The organism is Pseudomonas entomophila, assembly GCF_018417595.1.
GTDB lineage: Bacteria > Pseudomonadota > Gammaproteobacteria > Pseudomonadales > Pseudomonadaceae > Aquipseudomonas > Aquipseudomonas entomophila_C.
In genome coordinates, this window is sequence record NZ_CP070982.1 from 166690 (window position 1) to 177638 (window position 10949).

Sequence of the window (10949 nt, forward strand, 5' to 3'; positions counted from 1 at the left end):
CACAGGATCGGGGTTTGCCATTTTCCAAGGCAGGCACAGCTTCGGCTGTGATTTGGGACAACAGCTCTCTCGGGAACCAGTAAAAATGCGTGCGTCACTGTTCACCGCTCTTCCTTTCGCGCTTGCCGCCACCTTCGTTCAAGCCCAGACCCTGCCCGAAGCCATGCAGAAGGCCCTCGAGGTGCACCCGGAAATCCAGGCCGGCGTGAATGCCCGCATGGCTGCGGATCACCAACTGCGCGCCGCCAAGGGCGGCTATTTGCCGCGGGTCGACGTGACCGCCGGCTATGGCCGTGAGGGCACCGACAGCCCCAGCACCGGCAACCGCTGGGAAACCCTCAACCGTGGCGAGTCGGCCCTGCGCCTGCGGCAGATGGTCTTCGACGGCTTCGCCACCTCCAGTGAAGTCGGCCGCCAGCAAGCCACCGTCAACGCCCGCGCCTATTCCCTGCTGGGTACTTCCGAACGCACCGCGCTGACCGTGGCCCAGGTCTACCTGGATGTGCTGGCCCGCCGCGAAATGGTACGCCTGGCCGAAGACAACCTGCGCAACCACGACCGCATTCTCGACCAGATCAAGCTGCGCACCAGCCGCGGCGTAGGCCGCATGGCCGACCTCGACCAGGCTGAAGCGCGCCAGGCCCAGGCCCGCAACAACCTGATCACCGAGCAGACCAACCTGGCCGACGCCAACACCAACTACCTGAGCGTCGTCGGGCAAATGCCGGACGAGTTAAGCACGCCAGCGCCATTTGTCGACCTGCTGCCAGCGACCCTCGACGAAGCCCGTCACCAGTTGATCGAAGATAGCCCGATCCTGCGCTCGGCCGAGTCCGACATCGCCGCCGCCGAAAAGCAATATGAAGCCGCGAAGTCTACGTTCTATCCACGCTTCGATGCCGAACTCGGACGAACGGCCGACAACAACCTCGACGGCGCGGTCGGCCACAACAATGAATGGCAGGCCATGCTGCGGATGAACTTCAACCTCTACGCCGGTGGCAGCAACAAGGCGGACCTGGAGTCGAAGTCGTACCTGGCCAACCAGGCCCTGGACATTCGCAACAACGCCTTGCGCCAGCTCAATGAGGAGTTAGGCTTGGCATGGAATGCTCTGGACAACGCCAACGCCCAGGTACCGATCGCCCAGCAGTACGTCGATCACAGCCAGCGCGTGCGCAGCGCCTACCAGCAGCAGTTCGGCCTGGGCGAGCGCACCCTGCTCGATTTGCTCGACAGCGAGAATGAAACCTTCACCGCCCAGCGCCGTCTGGTAGAGGTGAAGAACACACAAATGTTTACTCAATACCGAATCAAGGCGACCATTGGTCAACTGCTCAAGAGCCAGGGTGTCGTAGCCCCCATGGCATCCGTTGTGCAGAACGACCTGAAACCCAAGGTGAACCTGCCAGGCATGAACTGACAGGCGCGCCTTGCCCCTACCCGCAAGGATGAAGAGAGCGCCGCGTGGAATCCGAAGTCAGTCGAGTCCAACTCAGCCACGATCCACGCAGTCAGCATGACGACCCGTTGCTGGACAGTCTGCTGACCCTGTGTGTCCTGCACCAGAAGCCCGCCAGCCGGGCCATGCTGACCACCGGGCTGCCCTTGCCCTCGCAGCGCCTGACCGCCGAGCTGCTGCCCCGCGCCGCCGCCCGGGCGGGCCTGCAGGGCCGCCTGCTGCAGCGCAAGCTGGAGCAGATCCCGAGCATCGCCATGCCGGCGATGGTGCTGCTCAAGGAGGGCCGCTGCGCCGTCCTGCTGGGTTGGGAGAACGAAGACACCGCCCGCCTGCTGCTCAGCGAGAGCGACGGCGGCGAGGTGCATGTCACCCGTGAAGCGTTGCAGAGCGACTACAGTGGCAAGGTGTTCTTCGCCCAGCCGCAGCACAAGTTCGACGTCAACCATGGCAACCTCATCCCGCGCGCCCGCTCCTGGTTCCGCGACACGCTGCTGCGCAGCAAATGGCTGTACATCGACGCCATCGCCGCCAGCCTGGTGATCAACCTGATCGCCCTGGCCGCGCCGCTGTTCGTGATGAACGTGTACGACCGCGTGGTGCCCAACCAGGCCACCTCGACCCTGTGGGTGCTGGCCATCGGCATTGCCGGCGCCTATGTCTTCGACCTCATCCTCAAGGGCCTGCGCAGCCTCTGCCTGGACCTGGCCGGCAAGAAGACCGACCTGATCATCTCGGCGACGCTGTTCGAGCGCATCGTGGGGATGTCGATGAAGTACCGCCCGGCGCGGGTCGGCAGCTTTGCCCAGAACATCCACGAGTTCCAGGGGCTGCGCGACTTCCTCGCCTCGCTGACGCTGACCAGCCTGATCGACCTGCCGTTCACCCTGCTGATCCTGATGGTCATCGCCATCATCGGCGGGCACCTGGTGTGGATCCCGATCCTGGCCTTCCCGCTGGCCCTGGGCATCGGCTACGCCCTGCAGAAGCCGTTGATGGCGACCATGGAACGGACCATGGCCCTGGCCTCCGAGCGCCAGTCGAGCCTGATCGAGACCCTCGCCGGGCTGGACGCGGTCAAGGTCAACAACGCCGAGAGCGAACGCCAGTACATGTGGGAGCAGACCCTCGGCACCCTCAGCCGCCTGGAACTGCGGGTCAAGGTGCTGTCGGGCCTGGCCATGAACATCACCCTGCTGATCCAGCAGCTGGCCGGCGTGGCGATGATCTGTGTCGGCGTGTACCTGATCATCGACGGCAACCTCAGCATGGGCGGCCTGGTGGCCTGCTACATGCTTAGTGGCCGTGCCCTCGGCCCGCTGGGCCAGCTCAACGGCCTGCTGGCCCGCTACCAGCAAGCCAAGGTGACCATGGTGGCCACCGACCAGATGATGGAGCTGCCGCAGGAGCGCAACTTCGAGGAGCGCCCGCTGAGCCGCCAGGTGCTGCAGGGCGCGGTCGAGTTCCGCGGGGTCGAGTTCACCTACCCGAACCAGCAGAACCAGGCGCTCAAGGGCATCAACCTGACCATCCGCCCGGGCGAGAAGGTCGGCATCATCGGCCGCAGCGGCTCGGGCAAGAGCTCGCTGGCCAAGCTGATCGTCGGCCTCTACGAGCCGGACAACGGCTCGCTGCTGGTCGATGGCGTGGACATCCGCCAGATCGACGTCAGCGAGCTGCGCCACAACATCGGCTATGTGCCCCAGGACATCCAGCTGCTGGCCGGCACCCTGCGCGACAACCTGGTCAGCGGCGCCCGCTACATCGAGGACGAGCTGATCCTGCAGGCCGCTGAACTGGCGGGTGTGCACGAGTTCGCCCGCCTGCACCCGGACGGTTACGAGCTGCAGGTCGGCGAGCGTGGCCAGAACCTCTCCGGCGGCCAGCGGCAGAACGTCGCCCTGGGCCGGGCCTTGCTGCTCAACCCGCAGATCCTGCTGCTGGACGAGCCTACCAGCGCCATGGACAACACCGGCGAGGAGCGCCTCAAGCAGCGCCTGGCCGCAGTGATCGAAGGCAAGACCGTGCTGCTGGTCACCCACCGCGCCTCGTTGCTGTCGCTGGTGGACCGGTTGATCGTCATCGATCGTGGACAGATTGTCGCGGATGGCCCGAAAGCCGCCGTCATGGATGCGCTGAAGAAGGGGCAGATCAGTGTTGCATAAGCTGGATATGGGGCGTTTCAAGGACAACCTGCGCCGTTACTTCAAGGGCTCCGAGTCCCTGGCCGGGCAGCCGCTGCCCGAGGTCAACAAGGCGCTGATCGAAGATGCGCCGCGCATCGTGCGCCTGACCATCTGGGGCGTGATCGCGTTCTTCCTGTTCATGATCGTCTGGGCCAGCGTCGCGCCCATCGACGAAGTGACGCGCGGGGAGGGCAAGGCCATCCCGTCGTCCAAGGTGCAGAAGATCCAGAACCTCGAAGGCGGCATCGTCGCCGAGATCTTTGCCAAGGAAGGCGAGATCGTCGAGGTCGGCCAGCCGCTGCTGCGCCTGGACGAGACCCGCTTCGCCTCCAACGTCGACGAAACCGAGGCCCTGCGCCTGGCCATGGCCCTGCGTGTGCAGCGCCTGAACGCCGAGGTCGAGGACAAGCCGCTGCAGATCGACGAGGAGCTGCGCAAGGCCGCCCCCAACCAGGCTGCCAACGAGCAGTCGCTGTACCAGAGCCGTCGTCAGCAGTTGCAGGACGAGGTGGCGGGTTTGCAGCAGCAACTGGTGCAGAAGCAGCAGGAGCTGCGCGAGTTCAACTCCAAGCGCGCCCAGTACGCCAACAGCCTGCAGTTGCTGCGCCAGGAGATCGCCATGTCCGAGCCGCTGGTGGCCCAGGGCGCGATCTCCCAGGTCGAAGTGCTGCGCCTGCGCCGCGCCGAGGTCGAGAACCGTGGCCAGATGGACTCAACCAGCCTGGCCATCCCGCGGGCCGAGGCGGCGATCAAGGAAGTCGAGAGCAAGATCGAGGAGACCCGTGGCAAGTTCCGCAGCGAGGCGCTGACCCAGCTCAACGAGGCGCGCACCGAGCTGAACAAGGCCACCGCCACCAGCAAGGCGCTGGATGACCGGGTGAACCGCACCGTGGTCACCTCGCCGGTGCGCGGCATCGTCAAGCAGCTGCTGGTCAACACCATCGGCGGGGTGATCCAGCCGGGTAGCGACATCATCGAAATCGTGCCGCTGGATGACACCCTGGTGATCGAGGCGAAGATCCTGCCCAAGGATATCGCCTTCCTGCACCCGGGCCAGGAAGCCACGGTCAAGTTCAGCGCCTACGACTACACCATCTACGGCGGCATGAAGGCCAAGCTCGAGCAGATCGGTGCCGACACCATCACCGACGAAGACAAGAAGACCACCTACTACCTGATCAAGCTGCGCACCGACAAGAGCCACCTGGGCACCGACGAGAAGCCGCTGCTGATCATCCCGGGGATGGTGGCGACGGTGGACATCATGACCGGCAAGAAAACCATCATGAGCTACCTGCTCAAACCAATCATCAAGGCCCGCAGCGAGGCGCTGCGTGAGCGGTGATGGTAGGCGGTAAGCTGTGGGAGCAATGGTGTCGTGCTGACTGCACTGGCCCATTCGCCGGTAAAGCCGGCTCCTGCCGGTGAGATGCTGGTCTTTGGGTTGGCGCGGTTCCTGTGGGAGCGGGTTTACCCGCGAAAGCGTCGGCGGCCTCACCCTTGCATTCGCGGGTGAACCCGCTCCCACAGGGATCTGCTGCGCGGCGTATCGAGCGCCCCTTCATATGGATATGCCGTAACGGTATTTAAAGTATCGTTCTTATGACTTTATAGTCACTCTCACTGCGTACCCGCCGACCAATCGGCGCGCCGCACGACTCGAACCCACACGGGCAAACCCCGTGCGTTTCCGATCGTTGCGCGCCCTGAAGTCGCGCACTGCGTGGGAGTGACCAATGCTAGCCGCCTCGAACGCCTTGTCGTCCATCGACAGCGCCCTGCCGCAAACCTTCGACATCCGCCCGTTCCCGGGTGCCGTCGGCGCCGAGATCGTCGGCCTCGACCTGGCCCGACCGGTCAATGTCGAGGATTTCAGCCGAATCCACCGCGCCCATCTGGACCACCATGTCCTGGTGTTCCGCGACCAGCGCATCAGCCCCGAACAACAAATCGCCTTCAGCCGCCGCTTCGGTGAGCTGCAGATCCACGTGCTCAAGCAGTTCCTGCTGGCGGGCCACCCCGAGATCCTGATCGTGTCCAACATCGTCGAGGACGGTCGCAACGTCGGCCTGGGCGATGCCGGCAAGTTCTGGCACTCCGACCTGTCGTACAAGGAACTCCCCAGCCTGGGTTCGATGCTGCATGCCCAGGAGCTGCCCAGCGAGGGCGGCGACACCCTGTTCGCCGACATGCACAAGGCCTGGGACGCGGTGCCCGTCGCCCTGCGCAAGGTCGTCGAGGGCCGCGTCGCCGCTCACTCCTATACCGCCCGCTACGCCGAGACCAAGTTCGAAGGCAACTGGCGCCCGACCCTCACCGCCGAGCAGCTGGCCCAGGTCCAGGAAGTCATCCATCCCGTAGTGCGCACCCACCCGGAAAACGGCCGCAAGGCGCTGTTCGTCAGCGAGGGCTTCACCACCCGCATCGTCGGCCTGCCGGAAGACGAGAGCCGTGATGTGCTGCGTCAGCTTTACGCCCTGAGCGTGCTCGAGCAGCACATCTACCGCCATCAGTGGCAGCCCCGTGACCTGGTGTTCTGGGACAACCGCTCGCTGATCCACTTGGCCGCCGGCTGCCCCGCGCACCTGCGGCGCAAGCTGTACCGCACCACCATCCAGGGCGACGCCCCGTTCTGACGACTGAGGAAATTCATCATGCGCATATCCATCAGCCGCCTGGCGGCCAGCATTGCCCTGGGCGCCAGCTTGGGTCTAGGCAGCCTCGTGGCGCCCACCGTGGCCCACGCCGAAGGGCAGATCCGCATCGCCGAGCAGTTCGGCATCGTCTACCTGCTGCTCAACGTGGTGCGTGACCAGCAACTGATCGAAAAGCACGGCAAGGAGCAGGGCATCGACATCAAGGTCGACTGGGCCCAGCTTTCCGGCGGCGCGGCGATCAATGACGCACTGCTGTCCGGTTCGGTGGACATCGCCGGTGCCGGTGTCGGCCCGCTGCTTACCGTGTGGGATCGCACCAAGGGGCGGCAGAACGTCAAGGCCGTGGCTTCTCTGGGCAACTTCCCGTACTACCTGGTCAGCAGCAACCCGAATGTGAAGAGCATCGCCGATATCGGTGACAAGGACCGCATTGCCGTGCCGGCGGTGGGTGTTTCGGTCCAGTCGCGTTTCCTGCAGTACGCCGCCGCCCAGCAGTGGGGCGACAAGGAATACAACCGCCTCGACAAGTACACCTTGGCCGTGCCGCACCCGGACGCCACCGCGGCGCTGCTGGCCGGTGGCACCGAGCTCAACGGACACTTCTCCAATCCGCCGTTCCAGGACCAGGTGCTGGCCAACAAGAACGTGCATGTGGTGCTCAACAGCTATGACCTGCTCGGCCCCAACTCGCCGACGCTGCTGTTCGCCACCGAGAAGTTCCGCAACGACAACCCGAAGACCTACAAGGCCTTCGTCGATGCCCTCGCCGAGGCCGCCGACTTCGCCCAGAAGGACAAGGCCGCCGCCGCCGACACCTACATCCGCGTGACCCAGGCCAAGATCGACCGCGACGCGCTGATCAAGCTGATCGACAACCCCCAGTACGAGTTCACCGTCACCCCGAAGAACACCTACAAGCTGGCCGACTTCCTCTACCGGGTCGGCGCGATCAAGAACAAGCCGGCGTCGTGGAAGGACTACTTCTTCCAGGATGAACGCCCGCTGCAGGGGAGCTGATCACCCATGACCGCCCCATTGCCAGGCCACACGGCCAGCAACCTGAGCCCTGTCGCCACCCCACCGCTGCTGGCGGTGGACAACGTGAGCCTCGAGTACCGCACCGCCCAGCGCGTGGTGCGGGCCACCCACCAGGTCAGCTTCGAAGTCGATCGCGCCGACCGTTTCGTGCTGCTTGGCCCGTCCGGTTGCGGCAAGTCCACCTTGCTCAAGGCTGTGGCCGGCTTCATCGCGCCGCGTGAAGGACAGATCCTGCTTCAGGGCCAGCCGGTACGCGGTCCCGGGCCGGACCGCATCGTGGTGTTCCAGGAGTTCGACCAGCTGCCACCGTGGAAGACGGTAAAGCAGAACGTGATGTTCCCGTTGCTGGTATCCGGGCAGCTCAAGCGTGCCGAAGCCGAGGAGCGGGCGCTGCACTATCTCGACAAGGTTGGTTTGGCGGCCTTTGCCGACGCCTATCCCCATACATTATCCGGCGGCATGAAGGCCCGCGTGGCCATCGCTCGGGCACTGGCCACGCAACCGAAGATCCTGCTGATGGACGAGCCATTCGCCGCGCTCGACGCGCTTACCCGGCGCAAGATGCAGGAAGAGTTGCTGTTGTTGTGGGAAGAGGTGCGTTTCACCCTGCTGTTCGTCACCCACTCCATCGAGGAGGCGCTGGTGGTCGGCAACCGCATCCTGCTGCTGTCGCCACACCCTGGGCGGGTGCGGGCCGAGGTGCATAGCCATCAATACGATCTCGGCAGCCTGGGTGGCGGCGATTTCCAGGCCAGCGCCAGGCGGATTCACCGCCTGCTGTTCGACGAGGCCGATGCCCCGGAGCAAGCGGCTGATCTGGGCTTCAACGACATCCGTATCGCCTACTGACAGGAGCCAGGCCATGACGACGACACCTGTACGCCAGGAATACGAAGTGCAGCTGCAACCCCTGCCCGGAGTGCCGCTGGAGCGTGAGCTGCCGGTGGTGCAACGGCTGTGGCGGCAGGGCTGGTTGCGCAAGGTGCTGATCCTGGCGCTGCTCGCCGGCATCTGGGAGGCGGTGGCCCGCTATACCGGCAACGACCTGCTGCTGCCCAGCTTCCTGCAGACCGCCACGGCACTGTGGGATGGCCTGGCCAGTGGCGAGCTGCCGGCCAAGGTCGGTGTTTCGCTGGTGGTACTGCTCAAGGGCTATGTGCTGGGTATCGTCCTGGCCTTCGGCCTGACCAGCCTGGCGGTCTCGACGCAGTTGGGGCGTGACCTGCTGGGTACCCTTACCTCGATGTTCAACCCCTTGCCGGCCATCGCTCTTTTACCACTGGCGTTGCTGTGGTTCGGCCTGGGCGACAACAGCCTGATCTTCGTGCTGGTGCATTCGGTGCTCTGGGCGCTGGCGCTGAACACCTACGCCGGTTTTCTCGGGGTATCCGAAACCCTGCGCATGGCGGGGCGCAACTATGGTTTGCGCGGCTTGCGGCTGGTACTGCACATCCTGGTGCCGGCGGCGCTGCCGTCGATCCTGTCGGGGCTGAAGATCGGCTGGGCGTTCGCCTGGCGCACGCTGATCGCCGCCGAGCTGGTGTTCGGCGCCAGCAGCGGCAAGGGTGGGCTGGGTTGGTACATCTTCCAGAACCGCAACGAACTGTACACCGACAAGGTGTTCGCCGGGCTGGCGGTGGTGATCCTGATCGGCTTGCTGGTGGAGGGGTTGGTGTTCAATACCCTGGAAAGGCTGACGGTGAGGCGTTGGGGGATGCAGCGCTAGCCGCAGGGCACAGGGCCTCTGTAGGAGCAGCTTTAGCCGCGATGCAGGCAACGCGGTATCTGGCACCCGCTTCGCGGGTGATCGCGGCTGAAGCCGCTCCTACAGGCCTTGGTACTGGGCGGCGGCGGCGGCCAGTGTGCGGGCGATTTCCTCGCGCAATGTGCTTGGCAACTCCACCACCAACCCTTGTCCCTGGCTCAGCAGCCACCAGCGCAGCGGCCAGCCATCGACCACCGTTGCCCGCAACCGATGCCCCTGCTCCAGTGCGGTCAGCTGCATGTCCCCGGTCAACGGCGACTCGCGCAGTTGGCGGGCCAGGTGGTCGCTGACCCACGCCTGCAACTCGACCCCTTCACCCACGACAGGCTGTAGCGAATCGCCCCGCAGATAGCCCTGCAGGTCGAAGTTCCCCCGCAACTCGCTTCCGGCGCTGGCCGACCAATGCCAGCCAAACGGAATGCTCTTGTCATTGCGCTCCAGCGGAAAGATCAGCGACAGCTCGTTCAGGTCCCGCTCCACCGTGCGCTTGCTGACACTGAAGCCCACGTCACGCAGGCGCCACACCAGCTCGGCACTGGTGATCCCGGGGGAGCGGCTGGGCAGCTGGCGCAGCAAGGCCCATTGGCGGCTGAGGGTGGCGCGGGTGGTGGCGAACGGCAAAAGGAAACGTCCTTGTCTAGGCTATGCCGCCATAGGATGGCGACACGGGTGGGGCATGGCAATTGGCCACGGCCTGCTCAGATCAAGGAACAGGCAAATGGTTGCCAGGGATCGAATCGTTCGCGACAGGTTTTGTCGTGGCATCGCGCAGAATCACGCCTCATCACAGTCGTGGTCGGTGCTGTGGGTCGTTCAATGAGGATGAACATGTCTGCTGCCAGCAATATCCATTCGCTGCTCGCGCGGCTTCTACCCGAGCGGATCGTCCCGGCGCCGGCGCGCCCGGGGCAGCGCCACCGGCTGTTCGCCGGGATCGGCATGCCGAGCCAGCAGGCGCTGGCGGGCGAGCGCTTCGGCCTGGTCGACCGCCTGGATGAAGCGGTCGACTTGCAGGCGATCTACGCCGACCTCTGCCGTCAGGCACTGCTGGGCAACGTGGCGGTGCTCAACGACCTGGGCTGGATCTGGCTCAATGGCAAGTACTGGCGCGGCGACACGGTGCTGGCGGGGCACCTGCTGCGCATGGCGGCGTTGCAGGGCAATGCCGCGGCCTGGTTCAACCTCGGGCAGCAGCACTACTTCGGCAAGGGTGTGGATATCTCCTATGCCAACGCCGCCGAGTACTACCGGCATGCCTTCGAGCGCGGCATGCCCCTGGCCGCCGCGGCGCTGGGGGACCTGTACGAGGAAGAGGTCTGTGACGGCGGCCAGGACTGGCAGGTCGACCCCTGCGAAGCCTACCAGTGGTTCCTGCGCGGGGCCCGGCAGGGCGAGACGCGCTGCCGTTTCGAGGTGGGCTATCGCCTGTTGCATGGGCTGTATGTGGACCCGGATACCAAGGCCGCGCTGTATTGGCTCGAGCTGGCGGCGGCGACCGGGGTGATGCAGGCGGCTGAAGAGTTGGCGGTGCACTTCAGCAGTCGTGACGCGGCGCGCTACCTGGGGTGGCGGGACCTGGCGATCAAGCTGGGCAGCAACCTGGCGTTGACCATGAAGCTGGAAGATCAGATCCAGCCATAACCCATTGATTTGAAGAGTCCTCTGTAGGAGCGGCTTCAGCCGCGATCACCCGCGAAGCGGGTGTCAGGAAACGCGTTAACCGCATCGCGGCTGAAGCCGCTCCTACAGGTTCATGAACAACCTTTCAGCCAAACCTGCCCTCGCCCCCGGTTGACGACAGGGGGAGGGCAGGGCGTATATTGATAGTTAGCAAACTATGAATA

9 protein-coding genes are annotated in these 10949 nt (G+C 64.9%); 8 read left to right on the forward strand and 1 reads right to left on the reverse strand.

The features are described 5' to 3' along the window. Positions 1-85 precede the first annotated feature (85 nt). From JYG34_RS00680 to JYG34_RS00710, 7 genes are all read left to right on the forward strand, one after another. The gene (locus JYG34_RS00680; RefSeq protein WP_213659083.1) at positions 86-1423 is read left to right on the forward strand and encodes a TolC family outer membrane protein; all 1338 of its coding nucleotides are present in this window, start codon (positions 86-88) and stop codon (positions 1421-1423) included. Between the two features lie 44 nt (positions 1424-1467). Then, complete coding sequence (locus JYG34_RS00685; RefSeq protein ID WP_011531580.1) at positions 1468-3624, forward strand: type I secretion system permease/ATPase; 2157 nt, start codon at positions 1468-1470, stop codon at positions 3622-3624. Between the two features lie 7 nt (positions 3625-3631). Next, entirely contained in the window at positions 3632-4990 is a 1359-nt protein-coding gene (locus JYG34_RS00690; protein ID WP_213661088.1) for an HlyD family type I secretion periplasmic adaptor subunit, read from the forward strand. A gap of 391 nt (positions 4991-5381) precedes the next feature. After that, on the forward strand, positions 5382-6281 hold the full coding sequence (locus JYG34_RS00695; protein ID WP_213659084.1) for a TauD/TfdA dioxygenase family protein: 900 nt from the start codon (positions 5382-5384) through the stop codon (positions 6279-6281). 18 nt (positions 6282-6299) lie between these two features. Further along, on the forward strand, positions 6300-7319 hold the full coding sequence (locus JYG34_RS00700) for an ABC transporter substrate-binding protein (protein WP_213659085.1): 1020 nt from the start codon (positions 6300-6302) through the stop codon (positions 7317-7319). Positions 7320-7325: 6 nt separating this feature from the next. After that, complete coding sequence (locus JYG34_RS00705) at positions 7326-8189, forward strand: ABC transporter ATP-binding protein (RefSeq protein WP_213659086.1); 864 nt, start codon at positions 7326-7328, stop codon at positions 8187-8189. 13 nt (positions 8190-8202) lie between these two features. Then, a complete protein-coding gene (locus tag JYG34_RS00710; RefSeq protein WP_213659087.1) occupies positions 8203-9066 on the forward strand; it encodes an ABC transporter permease in 864 nt (287 codons plus the stop codon). Positions 9067-9165: 99 nt separating this feature from the next. On the opposite strand, the gene JYG34_RS00715 is transcribed toward JYG34_RS00710, so the two are convergent. After that, complete coding sequence (locus JYG34_RS00715) at positions 9166-9726, reverse strand: WYL domain-containing protein (protein WP_213659088.1); 561 nt, start codon at positions 9724-9726, stop codon at positions 9166-9168. Positions 9727-9933: 207 nt separating this feature from the next. On the opposite strand from JYG34_RS00715, the gene JYG34_RS00720 reads away from it, so the two are divergent. Then, positions 9934-10746 (forward strand): tetratricopeptide repeat protein, encoded by an 813-nt coding sequence (locus JYG34_RS00720; RefSeq protein WP_213659089.1) that lies wholly within the window; start codon positions 9934-9936, stop codon positions 10744-10746. Positions 10747-10949 lie beyond the last annotated feature (203 nt).

What these genes read in the sequence shown, in the direction of transcription:
- JYG34_RS00680 (WP_213659083.1), top strand. Translation starts at nt 86, where the DNA reads ATGCGTGCGTCACTGTTCACCGCTCTTCCTTTCGCGCTTGCCGCCACC.
- JYG34_RS00690 (WP_213661088.1), top strand. Translation starts at nt 3,632, where the DNA reads ATGGGGCGTTTCAAGGACAACCTGCGCCGTTACTTCAAGGGCTCCGAG.
- JYG34_RS00695 (WP_213659084.1), top strand. Translation starts at nt 5,382, where the DNA reads ATGCTAGCCGCCTCGAACGCCTTGTCGTCCATCGACAGCGCCCTGCCG.
- JYG34_RS00700 (WP_213659085.1), top strand. Translation starts at nt 6,300, where the DNA reads ATGCGCATATCCATCAGCCGCCTGGCGGCCAGCATTGCCCTGGGCGCC.
- JYG34_RS00705 (WP_213659086.1), top strand. Translation starts at nt 7,326, where the DNA reads ATGACCGCCCCATTGCCAGGCCACACGGCCAGCAACCTGAGCCCTGTC.
- JYG34_RS00710 (WP_213659087.1), top strand. Translation starts at nt 8,203, where the DNA reads ATGACGACGACACCTGTACGCCAGGAATACGAAGTGCAGCTGCAACCC.
- JYG34_RS00720 (WP_213659089.1), top strand. Translation starts at nt 9,934, where the DNA reads ATGTCTGCTGCCAGCAATATCCATTCGCTGCTCGCGCGGCTTCTACCC.